At 72.6% G+C, this 23,089-nt stretch carries 22 protein-coding genes; 5 read left to right on the top strand and 17 right to left on the bottom strand.

Annotated elements, in window-relative coordinates:
* Position 1: 1 nt before the first annotated feature.
* The 9 genes from sufC to AVL62_RS07600 form a co-directional block, all read right to left on the bottom strand.
* Positions 2–760, bottom strand: coding sequence for a Fe-S cluster assembly ATPase SufC (gene sufC / locus AVL62_RS07640; protein ID WP_058891049.1), 759 nt, complete (start codon positions 758–760; stop codon positions 2–4).
* A 49-nt stretch (positions 761–809) separates the two neighbouring features.
* Positions 810–1,148 (bottom strand): non-heme iron oxygenase ferredoxin subunit, encoded by a 339-nt coding sequence (locus AVL62_RS07635; protein ID WP_058891048.1) that lies wholly within the window; start codon positions 1,146–1,148, stop codon positions 810–812.
* Positions 1,145–2,365 (bottom strand): Fe-S cluster assembly protein SufD, encoded by a 1,221-nt coding sequence (sufD, locus tag AVL62_RS07630; protein WP_058891047.1) that lies wholly within the window; start codon positions 2,363–2,365, stop codon positions 1,145–1,147. The genes AVL62_RS07635 and sufD overlap by 4 nt, the downstream gene beginning before the upstream one ends.
* Positions 2,365–3,786 carry a Fe-S cluster assembly protein SufB gene (gene sufB / locus AVL62_RS07625; protein ID WP_058891046.1) on the bottom strand — a complete coding sequence of 474 codons (1,422 nt, stop codon included), beginning with the start codon at positions 3,784–3,786 and terminating at the stop codon, positions 2,365–2,367. The genes sufD and sufB overlap by 1 nt, the downstream gene beginning before the upstream one ends.
* 1 nt (position 3,787) lies before the next feature.
* On the bottom strand, positions 3,788–4,609 hold the full coding sequence (locus tag AVL62_RS07620) for a helix-turn-helix transcriptional regulator (RefSeq protein ID WP_235585590.1): 822 nt from the start codon (positions 4,607–4,609) through the stop codon (positions 3,788–3,790).
* Positions 4,610–4,677: 68 nt separating this feature from the next.
* Positions 4,678–5,457: an ABC transporter permease gene (locus AVL62_RS07615; protein ID WP_058891044.1), complete on the bottom strand. Its 780-nt coding sequence runs from the start codon at positions 5,455–5,457 to the stop codon at positions 4,678–4,680.
* Complete coding sequence (locus AVL62_RS07610; RefSeq protein ID WP_058891043.1) at positions 5,454–6,191, bottom strand: ABC transporter ATP-binding protein; 738 nt, start codon at positions 6,189–6,191, stop codon at positions 5,454–5,456. The genes AVL62_RS07615 and AVL62_RS07610 overlap by 4 nt, the downstream gene beginning before the upstream one ends.
* Positions 6,188–7,231 (bottom strand): COX15/CtaA family protein, encoded by a 1,044-nt coding sequence (locus AVL62_RS07605; protein ID WP_083518791.1) that lies wholly within the window; start codon positions 7,229–7,231, stop codon positions 6,188–6,190. The genes AVL62_RS07610 and AVL62_RS07605 overlap by 4 nt, the downstream gene beginning before the upstream one ends.
* Positions 7,228–8,202 carry a heme o synthase gene (locus AVL62_RS07600; RefSeq protein WP_083518790.1) on the bottom strand — a complete coding sequence of 325 codons (975 nt, stop codon included), beginning with the start codon at positions 8,200–8,202 and terminating at the stop codon, positions 7,228–7,230. Before AVL62_RS07600 ends, AVL62_RS07605 begins: the two co-directional genes overlap by 4 nt.
* Positions 8,203–8,422: 220 nt before the next feature.
* Between AVL62_RS07600 and tkt the strand changes: the two genes are divergently transcribed.
* The 5 genes from tkt to AVL62_RS07575 are packed head-to-tail and all read left to right on the top strand — an operon-like array spanning position 8,423 to position 16,122.
* Entirely contained in the window at positions 8,423–10,624 is a 2,202-nt protein-coding gene (tkt, locus tag AVL62_RS07595; protein ID WP_058891042.1) for a transketolase, read from the top strand.
* A gap of 38 nt (positions 10,625–10,662) precedes the next feature.
* A complete protein-coding gene (tal, locus tag AVL62_RS07590) occupies positions 10,663–11,814 on the top strand; it encodes a transaldolase (RefSeq protein ID WP_058891041.1) in 1,152 nt (383 codons plus the stop codon).
* Positions 11,811–13,445, top strand: coding sequence for a glucose-6-phosphate isomerase (locus tag AVL62_RS07585; RefSeq protein ID WP_058891040.1), 1,635 nt, complete (start codon positions 11,811–11,813; stop codon positions 13,443–13,445). Before tal ends, AVL62_RS07585 begins: the two co-directional genes overlap by 4 nt.
* The gene (zwf, locus tag AVL62_RS07580; protein ID WP_058891039.1) at positions 13,442–14,995 is read left to right on the top strand and encodes a glucose-6-phosphate dehydrogenase; all 1,554 of its coding nucleotides are present in this window, start codon (positions 13,442–13,444) and stop codon (positions 14,993–14,995) included. Before AVL62_RS07585 ends, zwf begins: the two co-directional genes overlap by 4 nt.
* Positions 14,992–16,122 carry a glucose-6-phosphate dehydrogenase assembly protein OpcA gene (locus tag AVL62_RS07575; RefSeq protein WP_058891038.1) on the top strand — a complete coding sequence of 377 codons (1,131 nt, stop codon included), beginning with the start codon at positions 14,992–14,994 and terminating at the stop codon, positions 16,120–16,122. The genes zwf and AVL62_RS07575 overlap by 4 nt, the downstream gene beginning before the upstream one ends.
* A gap of 28 nt (positions 16,123–16,150) precedes the next feature.
* On the opposite strand, the gene AVL62_RS07570 is transcribed toward AVL62_RS07575, so the two are convergent.
* The 8 genes from AVL62_RS07570 to rapZ all read right to left on the bottom strand — a co-directional run bounded on the left by AVL62_RS07570 (position 16,151) and on the right by rapZ (position 23,042).
* Positions 16,151–16,513: an RNA polymerase-binding protein RbpA gene (locus AVL62_RS07570; protein ID WP_058891037.1), complete on the bottom strand. Its 363-nt coding sequence runs from the start codon at positions 16,511–16,513 to the stop codon at positions 16,151–16,153.
* Positions 16,514–16,562: 49 nt separating this feature from the next.
* The gene (gene secG / locus AVL62_RS07565; protein ID WP_058891036.1) at positions 16,563–16,805 is read right to left on the bottom strand and encodes a preprotein translocase subunit SecG; all 243 of its coding nucleotides are present in this window, start codon (positions 16,803–16,805) and stop codon (positions 16,563–16,565) included.
* Between the two features lie 113 nt (positions 16,806–16,918).
* The gene (gene tpiA / locus AVL62_RS07560; protein ID WP_058891035.1) at positions 16,919–17,731 is read right to left on the bottom strand and encodes a triose-phosphate isomerase; all 813 of its coding nucleotides are present in this window, start codon (positions 17,729–17,731) and stop codon (positions 16,919–16,921) included.
* Positions 17,731–18,954 (bottom strand): phosphoglycerate kinase, encoded by a 1,224-nt coding sequence (locus AVL62_RS07555; RefSeq protein WP_058891034.1) that lies wholly within the window; start codon positions 18,952–18,954, stop codon positions 17,731–17,733. The genes tpiA and AVL62_RS07555 overlap by 1 nt, the downstream gene beginning before the upstream one ends.
* Positions 18,954–19,958, bottom strand: a complete 1,005-nt coding sequence (gene gap / locus AVL62_RS07550; protein WP_058891033.1) for a type I glyceraldehyde-3-phosphate dehydrogenase — start codon at positions 19,956–19,958, stop codon at positions 18,954–18,956. Before gap ends, AVL62_RS07555 begins: the two co-directional genes overlap by 1 nt.
* Before the next feature lie 128 nt (positions 19,959–20,086).
* Positions 20,087–21,067 carry a DNA-binding protein WhiA gene (whiA, locus tag AVL62_RS07545; RefSeq protein WP_058891032.1) on the bottom strand — a complete coding sequence of 327 codons (981 nt, stop codon included), beginning with the start codon at positions 21,065–21,067 and terminating at the stop codon, positions 20,087–20,089.
* A gap of 92 nt (positions 21,068–21,159) precedes the next feature.
* Positions 21,160–22,122, bottom strand: coding sequence for a gluconeogenesis factor YvcK family protein (locus AVL62_RS07540; protein WP_058891031.1), 963 nt, complete (start codon positions 22,120–22,122; stop codon positions 21,160–21,162).
* Positions 22,119–23,042 (bottom strand): RNase adapter RapZ, encoded by a 924-nt coding sequence (rapZ, locus tag AVL62_RS07535; RefSeq protein WP_083518789.1) that lies wholly within the window; start codon positions 23,040–23,042, stop codon positions 22,119–22,121. The genes AVL62_RS07540 and rapZ overlap by 4 nt, the downstream gene beginning before the upstream one ends.
* Positions 23,043–23,089 lie beyond the last annotated feature (47 nt).

The raw sequence follows: 23,089 nt of genomic DNA, 5'->3' as shown, positions 1-23,089 counted from the left end.
CTCAGACGCCGGCGGTGAGGAAGCGGTCGTAGCCCTCCTCCTCGAGCCGGTCGGCCAGGTCGCGACCACCGGACTCGGCCACCCGGCCGTTGACGAAGACGTGCACGTAGTCGGGCTGGATGTAGCGCAGGATGCGCGTGTAGTGGGTGATGAGCATGACGCCCAGCCCGGTCTTGTCCTTGACCCGGTTGACACCCTCGGAGACCACCTTGAGCGCGTCGACGTCCAGTCCGGAGTCAGTCTCGTCGAGGATGGCGATCTTGGGCTCGATGAGCTCCATCTGGAGGATCTCGTGGCGCTTCTTCTCGCCGCCGGAGAAGCCCTCGTTGACGTTGCGCTCGGCGAACGCCGGGTCCATGCGCAGGGCCTCCATGGCGCCCTTGACGTCCTTGACCCAGTGGCGCAGCTTGGGGGCCTCGCCGTCGATCGAGGTCTTGGCGGTGCGCAGGAAGTTGGACACGGTGACGCCCGGCACCTCGACGGGGTACTGCATCGCGAGGAAGAGCCCCGCCTGCGCCCGCTCGTCGACGCCCATGGCGAGGACGTCCTCGCCGTCCAGCAGCACCTGGCCGCCGGTCACGGTGTACTTCGGGTGCCCGGCGACCGCGTAGGCCAGGGTCGACTTGCCCGAGCCGTTGGGGCCCATGATGGCGTGCGTCTCGCCGGAGTTGATGGTGAGGTCGACACCCTTGAGGATCTCCTTGGCGGAGTCCTCGGTCTCGACGCTGACCTGCAGGTTCTTGATCTCCAGGGTGGTCATGCTTCTCCTTGGTGCAACAGGTGGGTATGTCGTGGGGCCGGGGTCGGGCTCAGACGCCGGCCGTGGTGGTGCGCAGGGTGACCAGGACGCTGCCGTCCTCGTCCACCCGCAGCTCGTGCACGGCGATGGGGATGGTCGCGGGCAGCTGCTCCGGGGCCCCGGTGGTCATGTTGAACTGCGAGCCGTGCAGCCAGCACTCGATGTGCTGGCCCTCGATCTCTCCCTCGGCCAGGCTGACGTTGGCGTGGCTGCAGGTGTCGTCGAAGGCGTGCAGCTCGCCCGCGCTGTCCCGGGCGATGGCCACGCGGCGGCCCTCGATCTCGGCGACGACCGCCCCCACCTCGGAGGGCAGCTCGTCGACCGAGCAGACGCGGACGGGCTCGCTCATGCGGCGGGGGTCCTGCCCATCGTGAGCGAGAGCTCCTCCTCGATCGCCGTCATGAGCGTCTCCACGACCTCGGGGACACCGATCTTGGCGATGATGTCGGCGAAGAAGCCTCGCACGACCAAGCGCCGGGCCTCGTCCTCGGTGATGCCGCGCGACATGAGGTAGAAGAGCTGCTCGTCGTCGAACCGGCCGGTCGAGCTCGCGTGCCCGGCCCCGGCGATGTCGCCGGTCTCGATCTCCAGGTTGGGGACCGAGTCGGCGCGGGCACCGTCGGTGAGCACCAGGTTGCGGTTGAGCTCGTAGGTGTCGATGCCCTCGGCCTCGGCGCGGATGAGCACGTCGCCCACCCAGACGGTCCGGGCGGTGTCGCCCTGCAGCGCACCCTTGTAGGTCACCAGCGAGGTGCACCGGGGGGCGTTGTGGTCGACGAAGGACCGGTGCTCCAGGTGCTGGCCGGAGTCGGCGAAGTAGACGCCGAGCAGGGTGGCGTCGCCGCCGGGACCGGCATACCGGACGTTGGAGTTCATCCGCACGATGCCGCCACCGATGGAGACCGCGATGTGCTTGTAGGTCGCGTCCCGGCCGACGAGCGCCTCGTGCTGGGCGAGGTGCAGCGCCTCGTCGTCCCAGCGCTGCAGGGACACGACGGTGACGTCGGCCCCGTCACCCACGAGCACCTCGAGGTTGCCCGTGTGGTCCGCGGCACCGGTGTGGTCGAGGATGACCAGCGCCTTGCTGTGCGCGCCCGCCTCCAGCACCACGTGGGCGTTGGAGCGGCGCCCCGCCCCGCGGCCGGCGACGTCGACCCGCACCGGCTGGGCGAGCTGCGCCTCGGCGGCGATCGCGAGGTGCAGCGCCTCCGCCGTGTTGGCCGAGGCGACGGCCGCGCCGCGGTCCTCGGGCACGAGCACGGTGCCACGGGGGGCCTGGCCCGGGGCCAGGGTGGCGACGCTCACCTCGTCGGACGCGCGGACATCGAACTCGGCCGCGGCGTCACCCTCGCGGTCGTCGGTGGCGGCGTCGGCGAAGAGGCCGGCCAGCCGGTCCACCGGGGTGAACCTCCACTCCTCCTCGCGACCGGTGGGGACGCCGAAGGCGTCCACGTCGAAGGACCGGGTGCGCGCCGCGCGGGACTGGTCGGGGATGCGGTGGTCCCCGCCGATCTGGGCCTGCGGGTCCTGGTGGTCCTGGGTCGTCTCGTCGACAAGAAGCGACATCAGCCGACGGCTCCTTCCATCTGCAGCTCGATGAGGCGGTTGAGCTCGAGGGCGTACTCCATGGGCAGCTCGCGGGCGATCGGCTCCACGAAGCCGCGCACGATCATGGCCATGGCCTCGGTCTCGGACATGCCTCGGGACATGAGGTAGAACATCTGGTCCTCGGACACCTTGGACACCGTGGCCTCGTGGCCCATCTGCACGTCGTCCTCGCGGACGTCGACGTAGGGGTAGGTGTCGGACCGGGAGATCTGGTCGACCAGCAGCGCGTCGCAGACCACCGAGGACCTGCTGTGGTGGGCGCCCTCGTTGATCTGGACCAGGCCGCGGTAGGAGGACCGGCCGCCACCACGGGCCACCGACTTGCTCACGATGGTCGAGGAGGTGTGCGGGGCGGCGTGCACCATCTTGGAGCCGGCGTCCTGGTGCTGGCCCTCGCCGGCGAAGGCGACGGACAGGGTCTCGCCCTTGGAGTGCTCGCCGAGGAGGAAGACGGCCGGGTACTTCATCGTCACCTTCGAGCCGATGTTGCCGTCGATCCACTCCATGGTCGCGCCCTCGTCGCAGGTCGCCCGCTTGGTGACGAGGTTGTAGACGTTGTTCGACCAGTTCTGGATGGTGGTGTAGCGCACCTTGGCGTTCTTCTTCACCACGATCTCGACGACCGCGCTGTGCAGGCTGTCGGTCTTGTAGATCGGGGCGGTGCAGCCCTCGACGTAGTGCACCGAGGAGCCCTCGTCGGCGATGATGAGGGTCCGCTCGAACTGGCCCATGTTCTCGGTGTTGATCCGGAAGTAGGCCTGCAGCGGGATGTCCACGTGGACACCCTTGGGGACGTAGATGAACGAGCCACCGGACCAGACGGCGGTGTTGAGCGCGGAGAACTTGTTGTCCCCCGAGGGGATGACCGACCCGAAGTACTCCCGGAACAGGTCGCCGTGCTCGCGCAGGGCGGTGTCGGTGTCCAGGAAGAGGACACCCTTCTCCTCCAGGTCCTCGCGGATCTGGTGGTAGACGACCTCGGACTCGTACTGCGCGGCGACGCCGGCGACGAGCCGCTGCTTCTCGGCCTCGGGGATGCCGAGCCGGTCGTAGGTGTTGCGGATGTCCTCGGGCAGGTCCTCCCAGCTGGTGGCCTGCTTCTCCGTGGACTTCACGAAGTACTTGATGTTGTCGAAGTCGATGTCCGAGAGGTCGGCGCCCCAGTGGGGCATCGGCTTCTTCCCGAACAGTCGCAGCGCCTTGAGGCGCTGGTCGAGCATCCACTGGGGCTCGCCCTTGCGGTCCGAGATGTCGCGCACGACGGCCTCGGACAGGCCACGCCGCGCCGAGGCTCCGGCCTCGTCCCGGTCGGCCCAGCCGTACTCGTACTTGCCCAGGTCCTTCAGGCCCGGGTTGAGCTCCTCGATGTTGGTGCTCATGTCACGTCCTCTCGTCGGCGGTGCGGTCGATGTGGTCTGTGCGGTCAGGGGTCCTCGGTATGACGAACGGCGGGGCACTCGCTCTTTCTTCCGCACTCGGCGGTGCGGTCCCGAGAGCGCCGATCGGTACGAAGGTCGTGCAGACGTGCTCGCCCCCGGCCAGGGTCGCCAGCCGCTGGACGTGCACGTCGAGGATGCGGGCGATGGCCTTGGTCTCGGCCTCGCAGAACTGCGGGAACTCGGTCGCCACCTCGCGGACGGGGCAGTGGCCCTGGCACAGCTGCAGGCCGGCGAGCCCGGTCCCCTCCCCCACCGGCCGCGCGGAGGCGGCATACCCCTCGTGGGAGAGCGCCTTGGCCAGGGCGGCGGTGCGCGTCTGCAGGTCGTCGCGGCCGGCCTCGGCGACGGCGCGGTCGACGGACGCCCGCAGGCGCTGTTCGAGCTGGTCGATCTGGGCCTCGGCGAACGACTCCACCGCGGCGACCCCGACCCGGTCGGCGAGGTAGTGCAGGGCGGCGTTGGCCACCCCGTCGTAGCTGGTGCGGAACTGCTCCTGCCCCAGCGAGGTGAGGACGTAGGCACGCGCGGGACGGCCGCGTCCCCGACGACCGGGCAGCGGGCCGTCGTGCTCGGCGATGAGCCCGGCCTCGTCCAGCGCGTCCAGGTGGCGGCGCACCGCGGCGGGGGTCAGCCCCAGCTCCTTGGCCAGCGCGCTCGCGGTCACCGGCGCCCGCTCCCCCACGGCGCGACGCACGCGGTCCCGGGTCCGGGACTCGTCGTGCACCTCCGCCATGGCGTCAGGCACCTGCGTGATATTCACCATGACAGTGTGACGTATTCGCGCGGCGGGTGCCAAGGTAGGGCACCCTCACCCTGGACCGGCGCTCCCGGTCAGTCCGACCAGCGCAGGAGCCGGCGCGCGAGCACCCCGGCCAGCAGCCCCCAGACGGCCAGGACCAGGAGCGCGCGGCCGTTCCAGGCGCCCAGCACGAAGGCGTCGCGCAGGGCGTCCCCGAGGGCCGCGGTCGGCAGCAGGGAGAGCACCGACCCGCCCGGGAGCGCGGCCGCCGGGAGGACGGTCCCGCCGAGGCCGGCCAGCAGCACCCAGACGAGGTTGGCCAGCGCGAGGACGGCCTCGGCACGCAGCGCGCCGCCCAGGCACGCGGCGAGCGACACCAGCGCCAGCGCCCCCAGGACGACCGCCACGACCGCCGGGAGCAGGCCGGCCACGTCCGGGCGCCAGCCGAGGGCGCCGGCGACGGCACCGAGGAGCAGCAGCTGCAGCGTCAGGACCGCCAGGACGGCCGTCGTCTTCGCGAGGAGCAGGCCCCCGCGGCCGAGCGGGGTGGTGCCCAGCAGGCGGAGCACGCCCCAGCGACGCTCGAACCCGAGCAGGATGGCCTGGCCGGTGAAGGCGGTGGAGAGGACGGTGAGCGCGAGGACGCCCGGCGCGAGGACGTCGATCCGAGCGGCGTCGGACCACCGCCCGACCGCCAGCTGCGGGGAGCTCAGGAGGCTCAGCCCCACGAGCGCGAGCACGGGGAGCACCACCGAGACCAGCAGCTGCTCGCCGTGGCGCAGGAGACCGAGCGCCTCGAACCTCGCCTGGGCCAGGACGCGCCGCGCGGCCGGCGCCTCCTGCCGCGCAGGCGTCGTCCCCGCGGCGGTCACAGCGGCACCCCGTCGGTCAGCGCGAAGTAGGCCTCCTCGAGACCCGTGGCCCCGGCACCCGAGCACACCTCCTGGACGGTGCCGGCCGCCGCCACCCGGCCGTCCACCACGACGGCCACACGGTCCGCCAGGCGCTCGGCCTCCTCGAAGGAGTGGGTGGTGACGACCGTGGCGGTCCCGCCCGCGGCCACCTCGCGCAGCAGCACGTGCACCTCGCGCCGTGCGTGCGGGTCCAGGCCGGCGGTGGGCTCGTCGAGGAACACCACCTCCGGCGACCCCACGAGCGCCGCGGCCAGCGCGACCCGCTGCCGCTGCCCCCCGGAGAGCCGGCGGACCGTCGTGCGCTCGAAGGCGGGGATGCCGAGGCGGCCGGCCAGCTCGGCGACGTCGACCGGCGTGGAGTACAACCGGGCCAGGTGCGGCAGCAGCGCCCGCGGGGTGACCGCCTGCGGCAGCCCGCCGTCCTGCAGCATGACCCCCACGCGGTCCCGGTGGGCCGCCCCCGCTCCGTAGGGGTGGCGGCCCAGGACCCGCACCTGCCCGCCGTCCGGCCGCTGCAGGCCCACGGCGATCTCCACGGCGGTCGTCTTGCCCGCGCCGTTGGGCCCCAGCACGCAGGTGACCTCGCCGTGGCGCGCCGAGAGGGTCAGACCCCGCAGCGCGGCCCTCGCCCCGAAGCTGCGGGTCAGGTCGAGCAGCTCCACGGCGTCCGGGCGGGGGTCGCCCTCGTTCACCGCTGCCGCTCGCGTTCCGTCGCCGACGCACCGCCCGGTGCCGTGACGTCGGCGACCGCGTCCGGGTCGGGGGCGCTGACGGCATACATGACGTGGACCGTCATCGCGGTGACCGAGACGAGGGTCGCCGCCCCGACGAGGTGCAGGGCCACGGCAGCCACCGGCAGCCCGGTGAAGAACTGGTAGTAGCCGACCGCCGCCTGGGCCAGCAGCACCGCCGCCAGCACGAGGAGCATCCGGCGCACGACGCGCGGCCAGCCCAGGGTGAAGGCCCCCAGCACGGCCGCGCCGGTGGTCAGCACCAGGACGTAGACCGGGACGACGTGGGCTCGGGTGACGAGGTAGGCGTCGAAGGTGTGCCGCGCCACCTCGCCGGAGTCGCCCGAGTGGGGGCCGGTGCCGGTGACGAGGGTGCCGAGATAGACCGCCAGGGCCGCGCTCAGCGCGATGACGGCGCCGAGCGCCCGGATCGCCCGGCGACCGGTGCGCACCTGGCCGGGGCGCTGCGCGTGCGCCGCCCGCGGCAGGCTCGCCCGGCGTGACCGCACGACGAGCAGGGACCCCAGGGCGATGAGCACGCCCGACACCAGGAAGTGGACCCCGACCACCCACGGGTTGAGGCCGGTGAGGACGGTGATCCCGCCGAGGACCGCCTGCAGCGGGATGCCCACTCCCATGACGAGGGCGAGGACGAAGAGGTCGCGGTGCTCGCGACGCAGCCGCCAGACGGCCAGGAAGGTGAGGATCGCGATGGCGGCCAGCAGGAAGGTGAGCACCCGGTTGCCGAACTCGATGACGCCGTGGACCCCCATCTCCGGTGTGTTGGTCCACGACGCGTCCGTGCACCGGGGCCACGTCGGGCACCCCAGACCGCTGCCGGTCAGGCGCACCAGACCTCCGGTCAGGACCAGCAACGAGTTGGCGAGCAGCGAGGCCAGCGCCATGACGCGCAGCCACCGGCCGGGCGTGCGCGGCAGCAGACGGCCGAGCGGCGACGCGGGAGGCACCGGCTCCGGCCTGCGGTCGAGGGCGGTCGTCATGACAGCGGGAGGTGCAGCAGCGGGTCGACCGCCACCGCGAGGAAGAGGAGGGTGAGGTAGCTGATGGAGAAGTGGAACAGCCGCATCGCGCCCAGCGGGGGCCCGGTGACGCCGGCCCGGGCACGGGCGAGCAGCCGGTGCGACTCGACGACGAAGACGGCGCCGGCGACGACGGCCACCACCGTGTAGATCCACCCCATCGGGGCGACGGGGACGAGGACCAGCGAGGTGAGGACGGTGACCCAGGCGTAGACCACGACCTGCCGGCCCACGGCGATGTCCTCGGCGACCACGGGCAGCATCGGCACCCCGGCGGCGGCGTAGTCCTCCTTGAAGCGCATCGACAGCGGCCAGTAGTGCGGCGGGGTCCAGAAGAAGACCACGAGGAAGAGCACGAGGGCTGCCCACGAGAGGCTGCCGGTCACCGCGGACCAGCCGATGAGCACCGGCATGCACCCGGCGACACCGCCCCAGACGATGTTCTGGCTGGTGCGCCGTTTGAGCACGATCGTGTAGAACACGACGTAGAGCAGGATCGCCCCCAGGGCCAGCGCCGCCGACAGCGCGTTGACGACCAGACCCAGCCACCCGACCGAGGCGACCCCGAGGACGCCGCCGAAGACCAGTGCCGCGCGCGGCGAGACGGCCCCGGTGACCAGCGGGCGCGTGGAGGTCCGGTGCATCCGGGCGTCGATGTCGCGGTCGAGGAAGCAGTTGAGGACGTTGGCGGAGGCGGCCGCGAGGGTGCCCCCGACGAGGGTCGCCACGATGAGCCACACGGGGGGGACCCCCCGCTCGGCCAGGAACATGACCGGGAAGGTCGTGACCAGCAGGAGCTCGATGATGCGCGGCTTGGTCAGCGCGACGTAGTCACCGACCACCTGCCGCCAGCCCCGGCCACCCCGGTCCTTGCCCGTGGTCCCGGGCCGGGTCCGTCCGGGACGGCCAGGACGGGGGTCGAGCGTGGTCACGGCATCCTTCGGGGGGTCGCGGTGCAGGTCGGGCGCGGAGCCGGTGGGGCTCTCGACGCGTGCTCCATCGTAGCCGCCCGCCCGAGCGCCTCGCGGCCCGGGATCGACGGTGGCCCACCCGGCTCGCGTGCCGACGCACAGGGACTAAGGTCGGTGTGTACCGGGGCGTCATCGCGCCGCTCCGACGCCACGTGCCCACGCACCGTCAGGAGATGAACCAGTGACCACCTCCACCGAGAACTACACCGCCGGCCGGGACGACTCCCTGGCCCGACCCGTCTGCTCCCAGGTCGGGTGGACCGATGCGGACGTGCGTGCGGTGGACACCGCCCGCGTCCTCGCCGCCGATGCCGTGGAGAAGTGCGGCAGCGGGCACCCCGGCACCGCGATGAGCCTCGCGCCGCTGGCCTACCTGCTCTACCAGAACGTCATGGTGCACGACCCCTCCGACCCGCACTGGCTGGGTCGGGACCGGTTCGTGCTCTCGGCCGGGCACTCCTGCCTGACCCAGTACATCCAGCTCTACCTGTCGGGGTACGGCCTGCAGCTGGAGGACCTGCAGCAGCTGCGCACGTGGGGGTCCGCCACGCCCGGGCACCCCGAGGTGCACCACACCACCGGCGTCGAGATGACCACCGGGCCGCTGGGCTCCGGGCTCGCCTCGGCCGTGGGCCTGGCCATGGCGCAGCGCCGGCAGCGGGGGATGCTCGACCCGGACGCCGCCCCCGGGGAGTCCCCCTTCGACCACCAGATCTGGGTCATCGCCTCCGACGGCGACATCATGGAGGGCGTCACCTCCGAGGCGAGCTCGCTGGCCGGGCACCAGGAGCTGTCCAACCTCACGGTCATCTACGACCAGAACTTCATCTCCATCGAGGACGACACCGACATCTCGTTCAGCGAGGACGTGGCCCGACGCTACGAGGCGTACGGGTGGGCCACCGAGGTGGTCGACTGGCGCGACCAGGCCCCCTACACCGAGAACATCGACGAGCTGTATGCCGCACTGCAGGCCGCGCGGGCCCGGACGGACCGCCCGACCCTGGTCCTGCTGCGCACCATCATCGCCTGGCCGGCCCCTGAGGCGCGGGACACCGGCGCCGCCCACGGGTCCGCGCTGGGGGCCGAGGAGGTCTCGGCGACCAAGCAACTGCTGGGCTTCGACGCGCGTCGCACCTTCGCCGTCGAGGACGGGGTGCTGGAGCACGCCCGGCAGGTGGGCGAGCGCGGGGCGCAGGCCCACGCCGCGTGGGAGGAGCGCTACCAGGCGTGGCGCACGGCGCACCCGCAGAACGCCGCCCTGCTCGACCGCCTGCAGCGCCGCGAGCTCCCCGACGGCCTCGACGAGGCCATCCCCTCCTTCCCGGCGGACGAGAAGGGCATGGCGACGAGGAAGGCGTCCGGAGAGGTCCTCAGCGCCCTCGCCGACGTGATGCCGGAGCTGTGGGGAGGCTCGGCCGACCTCGCCGGCTCCAACAACACGACGATGTCCGGGGTTCCCTCCTTCGTGCCCAGCGGCAAGGCCACGGAGATGTTCCCCGGTGACGAGTACGGCCGGACGCTGCACTTCGGCATCCGCGAGAACGCCATGGGGATGATCCTCAACGGCATCTGCCTCGAGGGCCTCACCCGGCCCTACGGCGGCACCTTCCTCACCTTCTCGGACTACATGCGCCCGTCGCTGCGCCTGGCCGCCATCCAGCAGGCCAACCCGGTCTACGTGTGGACCCACGACAGCATCGGACTCGGCGAGGACGGACCGACGCACCAGCCGGTGGAGCACCTCGCCGCCCTGCGGGCCATCCCCGGGCTGGACGTCGTCCGTCCCGCGGACGCCAACGAGACGGCGGTGGCGTGGCGCACCGTCCTCGGCATCCAGGACCACCCCGCGGCGCTGGTCCTGAGCCGGCAGAACCTGCCGACCTTCGACCGGGACGTCATGGAGTCGGCCGAGGGGACGGCGCGCGGTGCCTACGTGCTCCAGGAGGCCGGCTCCGGCGAGCCCGAGGTGATCCTCGTGGCCACCGGGTCCGAGGTGCAGCTCGCCGTGCAGGCGCGGGAGCGCCTCGAGGCCGACGGCGTGGCGACCCGCGTCGTGTCCATGCCCTGCCGCGAGTGGTTCGCCCAGCAGGACCGCGCCTACCGCGAGCAGGTGCTGCCCCCGCGGGTGCGGGCCCGGGTCAGCGTCGAGGCGGCCGTGGCTCAGGGCTGGCGCGAGGTCGTCGGCGACGCCGGCCGGCTCGTGAGCCTGGAGCACTACGGTGCCTCGGCCGACTACCAGCGGCTCTTCGACGAGTTCGGCATCACCACCGACGCCGTGGTGGCCGCCGCCCGTGACTCCCTCACCGACACCACGCGTGACCCGGTGCCCGGCGGGGTGGAGGTCCCCGACGACGGCGGCACCGAGACCGTCGGGGCCTGAGCCCCCTACCGCCTTCCCACCACCACCTGAGGAGCGAGATGACTGACCACGCCCGCACCACCCTCCACGACCTGGCCGACGCCGGGGTGTCCGTCTGGCTGGACGACCTGAACCGTCCGATGATCTCCTCCGGGGAGCTGCAGTCCTACGTGGACCGCGGCGTCCTGGGGGTCACCACCAACCCGACCATCTTCGCCTCGGCCCTGGCCGAGGGCGACGCCTACTCCGACCAGGTGCGCGACCTCGCCGCCGACGGCGCGGACGTGGACGACGCGGTCTTCGCGCTCACCACCGAGGACGTCCGCAACGCCTGCGACGTGCTGCTGCCGGTCTACGAGAGCACCGGCGGGGTCGACGGACGGGTGTCCATCGAGGTGGACCCGGGGGCCGCCAAGGACGACGACCGGACCGTGCAGATCGCCCAGCAGCTGTGGGAGACCATCGACCGGCCCAACCTGTTCATCAAGATCCCCGCCACCGTCGAGGGTCTGTCGGCGATCACCCAGACCCTGGCCAGCGGCATCAGCGTCAACGTCACCCTCATCTTCTCGCTGGACCGCTACCGCGGGGTGATGAACGCCTACCTCACCGGTCTGGAGCAGGCCCGCGAGCAGGGGCGCGACCTGTCCTCCATCCACTCGGTGGCGAGCTTCTTCGTCTCCCGCGTGGACGGCGAGATCGACTCCCGGCTCGAGGAGATCGGCACCGACGAGGCCCTCGCCCTGCGCGGGCGGGCCGGCCTGGCCAACGCCCGCCTGGCCTACCAGGCCTTCGAGGAGGTCTTCGCCACCCCGCGCTGGCAGAACCTCGCCGACGACGGCGCCCACCTGCAGCGCCCGTTGTGGGCCTCGACCGGGGTGAAGAACCCCGACTACGAGGACACGATGTACGTCACCGGCCTCGTCGCCCCGCACACCGTCAACACCATGCCGGGCAAGACGCTGGAGGCCACCGTCGACCACGCCGAGCTGCGCGGCGACACCATCACCGGGACCTACGAGGAGGCGCAGCAGGTGCTCGACGACCTCGAGCGCCTCGGCGTGTCCTACGCCGAGGTCGTCGAGCAGCTCGAGGTCGAGGGCGTGGACAAGTTCGAGAAGTCCTGGTCCGAGCTGCTCGGTACGGTGCAGGAGGAGCTGGACAAGGCCGAGCAGGGCGGGAGCGGCACGGACGGCGAGGAGGCTCGGTGAGCGCCCTGGCGGTCCAGGCCCTGGGCGCCGCCGCCGAGGCGGTCGAGCGCCACCTGCCCGACCTGGTCCAGGACGCGGTGGCGTCGCGGCTGTTCGCCCGCGACGCGACGCTGTGGGGTCCCGACGCCGAGTCCGAGGCGTCCGTCCGGCTGTCCTGGGTCGGGCTGCACCGCAGCTCCCGACCGCTCGTGGGCGAGGTCGAGGCCCTGCGCGAGGAGCTGCGCGAGCGAGGGGTGCGCCGCGTCGTGCTGTGCGGCATGGGCGGCTCCTCCCTGGCGCCGGAGGTCATCACGGGTACCGCGGGCGTCGACCTGGTCGTGCTCGACAGCTCGGACCCCGACATGGTGCGGTCGGCCCTCGAGGAGGACCTCGCCGGGAGCGCCGTCGTGGTCTCCTCCAAGTCCGGGTCGACGCTGGAGACCGACAGTCAGCGTCGCGCGTTCGTGCACGCCTTCACCGAGGCCGGCATCGACCCGACCGAGCGCGTCGTGGTCGTGACCGACCCCGGCAGCCCGCTCGACGAGCAGTCGCGGGCCGACGGCTACCGCGTGGTCAACGCCGACCCCGAGGTCGGTGGCCGCTACTCGGCGCTGACCGCCTTCGGTCTGGTCCCCTCCGGATTGGCCGGTGCCGACATCGGGGCCCTCCTGGACGAGGCCGAGGAGGTCGCCGACCTCCTCGGCGCGGACGACGAGGCCAACCCCGGTCTGCGGCTGGGAGCAGCCCTGGCCGGCACCCGACCACTGCGCGACAAGCTGCTCTTCACCGACGCCGGGTCGGGCATCGCCGGGCTCGCCGACTGGGCCGAGCAGCTCATCGCCGAGTCCACCGGCAAGCAGGGCACGGGGGTCCTCCCCGTCGTCGCCCCCGCGGACGGCTCCCCGACCGCCGGGCTGGCCTCGACCGACGACTGCACCGTCGTGGTCCTGGCTCCCGAGGACGGGGACGACGAGGCCGCCGACGTCGAGGGCGCCGGGTCGCTGGTCGCGGTGTCCGGGTCGCTGGGGGCGCAGCTGCTGCTGTGGGAGGTCGCCACCGCGGTCGCCGGGCGGCTGCTGGGGATCAACCCCTTCGACCAGCCGGACGTCGAGAGCGCCAAGCAGGCGGCCCGGGAGATCATGGAGGACGGCGCCGACGGCGCCGGCTCGCCCGACCTCGTGGACGACGCCGTGGAGATCCGCGCCGCCGGCGGTGCTTGGTGGCCTGAGGGCGTCAGCACGCTCGAGGGCGCGGTCGACGCCCTGCTGGGTGAGCTGGACCCCGACACCGGTTACCTGTCCCTCATGGTCTACCTCGACCGCGTGGAGCACGCCGGCCTCGCCGGGGTGCAGGGCGACCTGGTGCGGCGGACGGGACGGCCCGTCACCTTCGGCTGGGGCCCCCGGTTCCTGCACTCCACCGGGCAGTACCACAAGGGCGGCCCGGCCCAGGGGGTCTACCTGCAGGTGACCGGTGCGCCCGGTCAGGACCTGGCGGTACCGGGCAAGGACTTCACCTTCGGGGAGTTCATCGCGGCCCAGGCGGCCGGGGACGCGGGCGTCCTCGCCGACCACGGGCGCCCTGTCCTGCGGGTGCACCTCACCGACCAGGACCGGGGACTGGCCCAGCTGCGCGCCGTGCTCGCGCGGTGAGCAGCTCCGGACCCGCCCCCGTCACCGCCGACTCCAACCCGCTGCGCGACCCCGACGACAAGCGCCTGCCGCGCATCGCCGGGCCCTGCAGCATGGTGATGTTCGGCGTGACGGGTGACCTCGCCCGCAAGAAGCTCATGCCGGCCATCTACGACCTCGCCAACCGGGGTCTGCTCCCGCCCGGTTTCTCCCTGGTGGGCTTCGCCCGCCGGGACTGGGCGGACCAGGACTTCGCCAAGGTGGTGCACGACTCGGTGCGTCGGCACGCCCGCACCGAGTTCCGGGAGGAGGTGTGGCGCTCCCTGGCCGAGGGCTTCCGGTTCGTCCCCGGCGCCTTCGACGACCCCGACGCCTTCGAGCTGCTCGCCCGCACGGTGCGCGCGCTCGACGAGGAGCGCGGTACCGGCGGCAACCACGCGTTCTACCTCTCGATCCCTCCCTCGTGGTTCGCCGCGGTGTGCACCCGGCTGCAGGAGTCGGGTCTGTCCGACCCGAGCCCCGGCACCTGGCGCCGGGTGGTCATCGAGAAGCCGTTCGGCCACGACCTGGAGAGCGCGCAGGAGCTCAACGAGATCGTCGAGGGGGTCTTCCCCCCGGACTCCGTCTTCCGCATCGACCACTACCTCGGCAAGGAGACCGTCCAGAACATCCTGGCGCTGCGCTTCGCCAACCAGCTCTTCGAGCCGGTCTGGAACGCCAACTACGTCGACCACGTGCAGATCACCATGGCCGAGGACATCGGCATCGGGGGCCGCGCGGGCTACTACGACGAGGTGGGTGCGGCCCGGGACGTCATCCAGAACCACCTCCTCCAGCTGCTCGCCCTCACGGCGATGGAGGAGCCGGTGTCCTTCACCGCGGACGCCGTGCGGGCCGAGAAGGAGAAGGTGCTCGCAGCGGTCCGGCTCCCGGACGACCTCGACGCGGCGACCGCCCGAGGACGGTATGCCGAGGGCTGGCAGGGCACCGAGAAGGTGCCCGGCTACCTCGACGAGGACGGGGTCGACGAGGGCCACCACACCGAGACCTACGCCGCCCTGAAGGTCGACGTGCGCACGCGCCGCTGGGCCGGTGTGCCGTTCTACCTGCGCACGGGCAAGCGCCTGGGCAAGCGGGTGACCGAGATCGCGGTCGTCTTCCGGAAGGCGCCGCACCTGCCCTTCAGCTCCACGGCGACGGAGGAGCTCGGCGCCAACGCGATCGTCATCCGGGTGCAGCCCGACGAGGGCATGACCATGCGCTTCGGCTCGAAGGTGCCCGGGAGCCAGATGGAGGTGCGGGACGTGTCGATGGACTTCGGCTACGGCTCCTCCTTCACCGAGTCCAGCCCGGAGGCCTACGAGCGCCTCATCCTGGACGTGCTGCTGGGCGAGCCGCCGCTCTTCCCCCGGCACGCCGAGGTGGAGCAGTCCTGGCGGATCCTCGACCCGGTCATCGACCACTGGCACCGGCAGGGCACCTCCCCCCAGGACTACGCCGCAGGGACGTGGGGGCCTGCCGACGCCGACGACCTCATGCGGCGTGACGGACGCGAGTGGAGGCTGCCATGATCGTCGACCTTCCCAGCTGCACCGCCGCCGACGTCGCCAAGAACCTCGTCCGGCTGCGCAACGACGTCGGCGCGATGGCCATGGGCCGGGTGCTGACGCTCATCGTCGTGGTCGACGAGGAGCACGCCGACGAGGCGGTGGACGTCGCCACCCGCGCGACCCGCCAGCACCCGGCGCGCATCCTCGTGGTCGTCTCCGCCAACGCGCGCGGACGCGGGCGGCTGGACGCCCAGATCCGGGTCGGCGGCGACGCCGGCGCCTCGGAGATCGTCGTGCTGCGCCTCTACGGCGAGCTGACCCGCCACGGCAGCTCGGTGGTGACCCCGCTGCTGCTGCCCGACTCCCCCGTCGTCGCGTGGTGGCCGGGCCGGGTCGAGGCGGACGTCGCCGGATCGGCCCTGGGCCGGATGGCGCACCGCCGCATCACCGATGCGGCCGCCTCCCCCGACGTGGAGGCCGGCACCCAGCTGCGCCGCCGGGGCAAGCACTACCGGCCCGGCGACACCGACCTGGCCTGGACCCGCGTGACGCGGTGGCGGGCGCTGCTGGCCGCCGCGCTGGAGAGCGAGCCGTTCGAGCCGGTCCAATCCGTCACGGTGGCCGCGGAGGCACACCACCCGAGCTGCGACCTGCTGGCCGGGTGGCTGGCTGCCTCCCTGCGCTGCCCGGTCGAGGTGGTGCGGACCCCGGCGGGGTCGGGGCTGCAGAGCGTGCGACTGAGCCGGGCCTCCGGGCCGATCGACCTCGTCCGCACCGACGACGGCAAGGACACCGCGACGTTGTCGGTCCCGGGGAGCCAACCCCGGCTGGTCGCCCTGCACTCCCCGTCCACCTTCGAGGCGCTCACCGCCGAGCTGCGTCGGCTGGACGCCGACGAGGTCTACTCCCGGGCCCTCTGCACGGGTCTCCCGGCGGTCCGCCGGGGCGGTACCCGTTCCGCGGCCGCACGGGCCGGGACCTCTCCGGCCGGCCCGGCCACGGTGGAGGGGTCCGAGCGGGCGGCCGTGGGCAGCCGCGCCCTGGAGCGTGCCGACGAGCCCGAGGAGTCCCCCGGGACGGACGCGGTCGAGGACGCGGTGCAGGAGGGGCTGGCGCAGACGGAGGGTACCGCCGGAGGCGACGGCTGAGCGAGGCGCGACGGCCGGGCGGCGCCTGCTAGGTCCGGGCGCCGCCGCCGACGCCGCGCTCGCGCATCCTGGTGAGGGCCTCGTCCAGCAGGGCTGCCCCGTCGGAGTCGCTGCGGCGCTCCTTCACGTAGGCCAGGTGGGTCTTGTAGGGCTCGGTCCGCGGAGCCTCGGGCGGGGTGCCCCGGTCCCGGCCGGCGGGCAGCCCGCACCGCGGGCAGTCCCACGTGTCCGGGATGTCGACCTCGCCGTGGTCGGCGAAGCTCGGGCGCGTCTCGTGCCCGTGCGCGCACCAGTAGCTGATGCGCACGCGAGGTGCGGTGTCACCCCGCTCGCTCTCCCCCATCGGACCCGAACCCACCCGCGAGCCGCGGATGGCGTTGGTGTTGACCATGGTGCCTCGTTTCGCCGGACGCTATGTCAGGGTCACCCTACGCCGATCGTCAGCTGAAGCGCACCAGCACGCCGAGGCCGACGATGACCGCGACCCAGACGAGCGCCATGGCGACGGTGATCCGGTTGAGGTTGCGCTCGGCGACCGAGCTGCCCCCGAGGCTGCTGCTCATGCCCCCGCCGAACATGTCCGACATACCCCCGCCGCGACCCTTGTGCATGAGGATGAGCAGCACCAGGAAGCAGCTGGTGATCACCAGCAGGGCGTCCAGGAACCATCGGACGAACTCCACGTGGGCACAACCTTGTCGTCGAGAGGGGCAGCGGTCCGGGACTCCGGGGCGCGAAGGCCCGGAGCCCCGGACAGCCTAACCGACGAGCCGTCGGCAGGACGAACCGCCGCGCGTCAGCCGGCGGAGCCCGCGTGGGCGCGGTAGCGGCAGATCGAGGCGAAGTCCTCCACCGAGAGCGAGGCACCACCCACGAGCGCTCCGTCGACGTCCGGGCGCTGCATGAGCTCGGCGACGTTGCCCGGCTTGACCGACCCGCCGTAGAGCACCCGCACGGCTGCTGCCGTGGCGTCGTCGGCCAGCTCCGCGACGGCGGCCCGGATCGCCGCGCACACCTCCTGGGCGTCGTCGGGGGTGGCCACCTCACCGGTGCCGATCGCCCATACCGGCTCGTAGGCGACGACGACGCGCGAGACCTGCCCGGCGTCCAGACCGTCGAGGGCGGCCCGCAGCTGGGTGACCACGTGCTCGACGTGGTCACCGGACCGGCGGACCTCCAACGGCTCCCCGACGCACAGGATCGGCACCAGGTCGTGCCGCAGGGCGGCCCGCACCTTGGCGCCGACGAGCTCGTCGGACTCCTGGTGACCCTCGCGCCGCTCGCTGTGCCCCACAGCCACGTAGGTGCAGCCGAGCTTGGCGAGGAAGGCACCGGAGATGTCGCCGGTGTAGGCGCCCTCGTCATGCGGGCTCAGGTCCTGCCCGCCGTACCGCAGGAACAGCTGGTCACCCTGGACGAGGGTCTGCACGGAGCGCAGGTCGGTGAACGGCGGGAGCACCACGACCTCGACGTCGGCGGGGTCGTGCCGGGCGTCGCGCAGGGTCCAGTCCAGCTTCTGCACGAGATGGGTGGCCTGCAGGTGGTCGAGGTTCATCTTCCAGTTGCCCGCCATCAACGGCGTGCGGGTGGTGGCTCGTGCGTCGCTCATCAGTCCTCCAGCACCGATAGTCCGGGCAGGTCCTTGCCCTCGAGATACTCCAGGCTGGCCCCGCCCCCGGTCGAGATGTGGGTGAAGTCGTCGTCGGCGTGGCCGAACTCACGGACGGCGGCGGCGGAGTCACCCCCGCCCACGACCGTCATGGCCCCGGCCCGGGTGCGCTCCACGAGCGCTGCCGCCACCGCGCGGGTGCCCGCGGCGAAGGGCTCCATCTCGAAGGCCCCCATGGGGCCGTTCCAGAAGATGGTGCGCGCGTCCGCGAGACGCTCGGCGAAGTGGCGCTGCGCCTCCGGCCCGATGTCGAGGCCCATGCGGTCGGCGGGCATCGAGTCCGCCGGCACCACGTCGTGGGCCGCGTCGGCGGAGAAGTCGTCGGCCACGACGACGTCGGCGGGCAGGACGATCTCCACCCCTCGCTCGGCCGCCGTGTCGAGGTAGCCCTTCACCGTGTCCACCTGGTCCTCCTCCAGCAGGCTCGTGCCGACCTCGTGGCCCTGGGCCTTGAGGAAGGTGAAGACCATCCCACCGCCGATGAGCAGCCGGTCGGCGACCGAGATCAGCGACTCGATGACGCCCAGCTTGTCGCTCACCTTGGCCCCGCCGAGGACGACGGCGTACGGACGCTGCGGGTCCTCCCGGAGGGCGCGCATGACCTCGACCTCGGACCGGACCAGGCCCCCGGCGGCGTGCGGGAGCAGGCGCGCGACGTCGTAGACCGACGCCTGGGCGCGATGGACCACACCGAACCCGTCCGAGACGAAGGCGTCCGCCAGGTCGGCGAGCTGCCGGGCGAAGTCGGCCCGGTCCTCGTCGCTCTTCGCGGTCTCGCCCGGGTGGAAGCGCAGGTTCTCGAGGACGAGGACGTCGCCGTCCCCGAGCCCGGCCACCGCGGTCGCGGCTCGCTCGCCCACCGTCTCCTCGACGAAGGACACGCTCCCCTCCCCGTCGCCGTCCACCAGCTCGCGCAGCCGAGCGGCCACCGGGGCGAGGGAGTACTGCGGGTCGGGCGAGCCCTTTGGGCGACCCAGGTGGGCGCACACCACGACCCGGGCGCCCTGCTCGCGCAGCCGGTTGATCGTCGGGACCGAGGCCCGCACCCGGCCGTCGTCGGTGATGGTCGACCCGTCCAGGGGGACGTTGAGGTCGCTGCGGACCAGCACCGTCCTGCCGCGCAGGCCTCCGAGCTCCTCGCTGAGCTGCTCGATGGTCCGCATCAGAGCGAGCTGCCCACCAGTGCGACGAGGTCGACGAGGCGGTTGGAGTAGCCCCACTCGTTGTCGTACCAGCCGACCACCTTGACCTGGTCACCGATGACCTTGGTGAGACCGGAGTCGAAGATGCAGGACGCCGGGTCGGTCTCGATGTCCTTCGACACGATCGGGTCCTCGGTGTAGGTGAGGATGCCCTTGAGCTCACCCTCGGCGGCCTTCTTCACGGCGGCGTTGACCTCCTCCACGGTGACCTCCCGGGAGGCCTGGAAGGTGAGGTCGGTGGCCGACCCGGTCGGGGTGGGGACGCGCAGCGCGTAGCCGTCGAACTTGCCCTTGAGCTCGGGGAGCACGAGGGCGACGGCCTGGGCGGCGCCGGTCTTGGTCGGCACGATGTTGAGCGCTGCGGCGCGGGCGCGGCGCAGGTCGCTGTGCGGGCCGTCCTGGAGGTTCTGGTCGGCGGTGTAGGCGTGGATGGTGGTCATCAGACCCTTGACGATGCCGAACTCGTCGTTGAGGACCTTGGCCATCGGGGCCAGGCAGTTCGTCGTGCAGGACGCGTTCGAGATGATCGTGTGGGCGGCCGGGTCGTAGTCCTTCTCGTTGACGCCCATGACGACCGTGATGTCCTCGTTCTTGGCCGGGGCGGAGATGATGACCTTCTTCGCCCCGGCGTCGAGGTGCGCCTTCGCCTTGGTCGCGTCGGTGAAGATGCCGGTCGACTCGACCACGACGTCCGCTCCCAGGTCGCCCCAGGGCAGCGCGGTCGGGTCCTTCTCGGCGAACGCCTTGAACGCCTTGCCGTCGACGCTGATCTCGTCCTCGGTGCTGGTGACCTCACCGTCCAGGCGGCCCAGGATGGAGTCGTACTTGAGCAGGTGGGCCAGGGTCGCGTTGTCGGTGAGGTCGTTGACAGCGACGATCTCGATGTCGGCCCCCGAGGCCAGCACGGCCCGCATGAAGTTGCGGCCGATGCGACCGAAGCCGTTGATTCCTACGCGGACGGTCATGGAGGACACCCTTCTTCGTTGGTTGGTCGGCGGCAGATGGTGGCGTGCCGCTCGTCGGTCAGACGCCGTCGTCCACCTCCCAACCTATCGGCCCCGACCGTGGCGCACCACATCGGCCGGGCCCGGCGTCAGTCCTCCAGCATGTCCGGCGTGATGTTGGCCTCGGTGCCGTCCACCCCGAGCTCCTCGGCCCGCTTGTCGGCCAGCGCGAGCAACCGGCGGATGCGCCCGGCCACCGCGTCCTTGGTCATCGGCGGGTCCGCCAGCTGACCGAGCTCCTCCAGGCTGGCCTGCTTGTGCTCCAGGCGGAGCTCACCGGCCACCCGGAGGTGGTCGGGGACACCGTCCCCCAGGATCTCCATCGCCCGCTCGACCCGGGCCCCGGCCGCGACGGCCGCCCGTGCCGACCGCCGCAGGTTGGCGTCGTCGAAGTTGGCGAGCCGGTTGGCGGTCGCCCGGACCTCGCGCCGCATCCGGCGCTCCTCCCACGCGAGGACCGCGTCGTGGGCCCCCAAGCGGGTCAGCATGGCGCCGATGGCGTCCCCGTCGCGGATGACGACGCGGTCCACCCCCCGCACCTCGCGCGCCTTGGCCTGGACCCGCAGGCGCCGTGCCGCACCGACCAGCGCCAGCGCGGCCTCGGGCCCGGGGCAGGTGACCTCCAGCGCCGAGGACCGCCCGGGCTCGGTGATGGAGCCGTGGGCGATGAAGGCACCCCGCCAGGCGGCCTCGGCGTCGCACGCGGCCGCGCCCACCACCCGGGGCGGCAGCCCGCGCACCGGGCGTCCGCGATGGTCGATGAGCCCGGTCTGCCGGGCCAGCGCCTCGCCGTCGGAGGTGGCGCGCACGACATACCTCGTCTGCTTGCGCAGCCCACCGGGGCTCATGACGACCAGCTCGCTGCTGGAGCCGTAGACCTCGGCCATGAAGGTCCGCAGCCGGCGGGCGCTCTGCGCGGTGTCCAGCTCCGCCTCGATGACGATGCGTCCCCCGACGATGTGCAGCCCCCCGGCGAAGCGGAGCATGGTCGACACCTCCGCCTTGCGGCAGCAGGTCTTGGTGACGGGCAGCCGGCTGAGCTCGTCCTTGACCTTCGCGGTCATCGCCACAGCACTCATCCTCCTCGCTCGGCCGGTCGCGGGCGCCGGGTCGGTGCTCCCGGACAACCCCGGCAGGCTATCTGCTGGGGGCGGTGCGGCGCTCACAGACCCTGCTCCGAGATCACGTCGCGGTAGGCCGCGGCGAGCCGCAGGGTGTCGTGGACACCCGGGCGGCCGGGGTTGCCGACCGACGTCAGCACGAGGCTGGCACCGACCCGCTCGACCGCGGCGTCCAGGGCCGTCCGCTCCGCGGACGACCGCACCACCTGGGGGTCGGCGATCACGTGGTCGAAGGTCAGCTCCGGGGCGTGGGCGGCGATCGCCACGACGTGCTCGGCGAGGCTGTAGCCGTTGGCCTCGTCGTCGCTGAGGCTCACGTTGAGGGTGAGGATCCGTCGTGCGGGGGTGTCGCAGAGCGCTTGTCGCAGCTCGGGCACGAGCAGGTGCGGCATCACCGAGGTGAACCACGACCCCGGCCCGAGCACCACCAGGTCGGCGAGCTTGATGGACTCGAGAGCCTGCGGGCAGGCCTGCGGCGCCTCCGGGATGAGCCGCACCGAGCGCACCACACCCGGCTGGCGGGCCACCGTCGACTGGCCCCGGACCGTGCTCCGGGCCACGGTGCCCGCCGGCGTCTCCGCCTCGATGACCGCCTCGATGTCCAACGGCTCCAGGGCCATCGGCAGGACCCGGCCGCGCGTGTTGAGCAGCCGCCCGACGAGGTCCAGCCCCCGGACCTGCTCCTCGGGCCGGAGCTCCCACAGCGCCATGATGAGCAGGTTGCCGAGCGCGTGCCCGGACAGCTCCCCCTCCCCTCCGAAGCGGTGCTGCAGGACCGCCGACCACTGGTGCCCCCACGTCGTGTCCTCGCAGAGGGCCGCCAACGCCATCCGCAGGTCCCCGGGGGGCAGGATGTCGAACTCCTGCCGGAGCCGCCCGCTCGACCCGCCGTCGTCGGCGACCGTCACGACGGCGGTGATGGCCTCGGTGAGGTGGCGCAGCGCCCGCAGGGACGCCGCCAGGCCGTGGCCGCCCCCCAGGGCCACGACGCGCGGGCCGCTCACTCGCGCCCCAGGTCCCGGTGGAAGGTCGACAGCTGGACGCCGGACTCCTCCAGGTGGGCCAGCCGCCGCGCGAGCTCCTCTGCCGTCGCCACGGACCGGTGCTTGCCGCCGGTGCAGCCGACCGCGACGGTGACGTAGCGCCGTCCCTCGGCGAGGTAGCCCTGCATGGCCGTCCGCAGCATCTGGGCCGCGTGCTCGACGAAGCTCTGCGCCAGGTCGCTCCCGAGCACGAAGTCGCGCACGGCGGCCTCCTTGCCGGTGTGCGGCCGCAGCTCGGGCACCCAGTAGGGGTTGGGCAGGAAGCGCAGGTCGAGGACCACGTCGGCGTCCAGCGGTATGCCGTACTTGAAGCCGAAGGCCATGACCGCGAGACGCAGTCGCACGTCGGCGTCGACGTTGAGCAGCGCGTCGATCTTGGCGGACAGCTCGTGCACGTTGTAGCTCGAGGTGTCCAGGACGAGGTCGGCGTCCGAGCGCAGGTCGCCGAGCATCCGCCGCTCCCGGCGGATGCCGTCCAGGAGCAGTCCCTCCCCCTGCAGGGGGTGGGGCCGACGGACCGCCTCGAAGCGGCGCACCAGGGTCTCGTCGGAGGAGTCGACGAAGACGACCCGGGGGCGCCACCCGCGCTCGCCCAGGGTCTCCAGCGCCACCGAGAGCTCGCTGGTGAAGTCGCGGCTGCGGACGTCGACGACCACCGCGACCCGCTGGCGCTGCGGGTCGTCGGCCGTGGCGTCCATGAGGTGGACCATCATCGAGGGCGGCAGGTTGTCCACGACGTACCAGCCGCGGTCCTCCAGGACGTCCCCCGCCGTCGTGCGCCCGGCGCCGGACATCCCGGTGAGGATGACGACGTCGGAGCGGCCGGTCGCCTCCGGAGGGAGGGGCGGCTGCTCCCCCAGGTCGGATCGGCGTGAGGTCACGATCTCTCTTCCCGTCGGTCGTGCGGGGAGAGCCGTCCGGCACGGCA

This window comes from Serinicoccus chungangensis, from assembly GCF_001483745.1.
In the GTDB taxonomy this organism is placed as follows: domain Bacteria; phylum Actinomycetota; class Actinomycetes; order Actinomycetales; family Dermatophilaceae; genus Ornithinicoccus; species Ornithinicoccus chungangensis_A.
The sequence above is the reverse complement of the archived record's forward strand: the minus strand, read 5'-3'. Positions and strand labels throughout refer to the sequence as shown.

Bases quoted from the DNA above. Each gene is read 5' to 3' on its own strand.
- sufC (WP_058891049.1), bottom strand. From the start codon at position 760: ATGACCACCCTGGAGATCAAGAACCTGCAGGTCAGCGTCGAGACCGAG.
- AVL62_RS07635 (WP_058891048.1), bottom strand. From the start codon at position 1,148: ATGAGCGAGCCCGTCCGCGTCTGCTCGGTCGACGAGCTGCCCTCCGAG.
- sufD (WP_058891047.1), bottom strand. From the start codon at position 2,365: ATGTCGCTTCTTGTCGACGAGACGACCCAGGACCACCAGGACCCGCAG.
- sufB (WP_058891046.1), bottom strand. From the start codon at position 3,786: ATGAGCACCAACATCGAGGAGCTCAACCCGGGCCTGAAGGACCTGGGC.
- AVL62_RS07620 (WP_235585590.1), bottom strand. From the start codon at position 4,609: ATGGTGAATATCACGCAGGTGCCTGACGCCATGGCGGAGGTGCACGAC.
- AVL62_RS07605 (WP_083518791.1), bottom strand. From the start codon at position 7,231: ATGACGACCGCCCTCGACCGCAGGCCGGAGCCGGTGCCTCCCGCGTCG.
- tal (WP_058891041.1), top strand. From the start codon at position 10,663: ATGACTGACCACGCCCGCACCACCCTCCACGACCTGGCCGACGCCGGG.
- AVL62_RS07575 (WP_058891038.1), top strand. From the start codon at position 14,992: ATGATCGTCGACCTTCCCAGCTGCACCGCCGCCGACGTCGCCAAGAAC.
- AVL62_RS07570 (WP_058891037.1), bottom strand. From the start codon at position 16,513: ATGGTCAACACCAACGCCATCCGCGGCTCGCGGGTGGGTTCGGGTCCG.
- tpiA (WP_058891035.1), bottom strand. From the start codon at position 17,731: ATGAGCGACGCACGAGCCACCACCCGCACGCCGTTGATGGCGGGCAAC.
- AVL62_RS07555 (WP_058891034.1), bottom strand. From the start codon at position 18,954: ATGCGGACCATCGAGCAGCTCAGCGAGGAGCTCGGAGGCCTGCGCGGC.
- gap (WP_058891033.1), bottom strand. From the start codon at position 19,958: ATGACCGTCCGCGTAGGAATCAACGGCTTCGGTCGCATCGGCCGCAAC.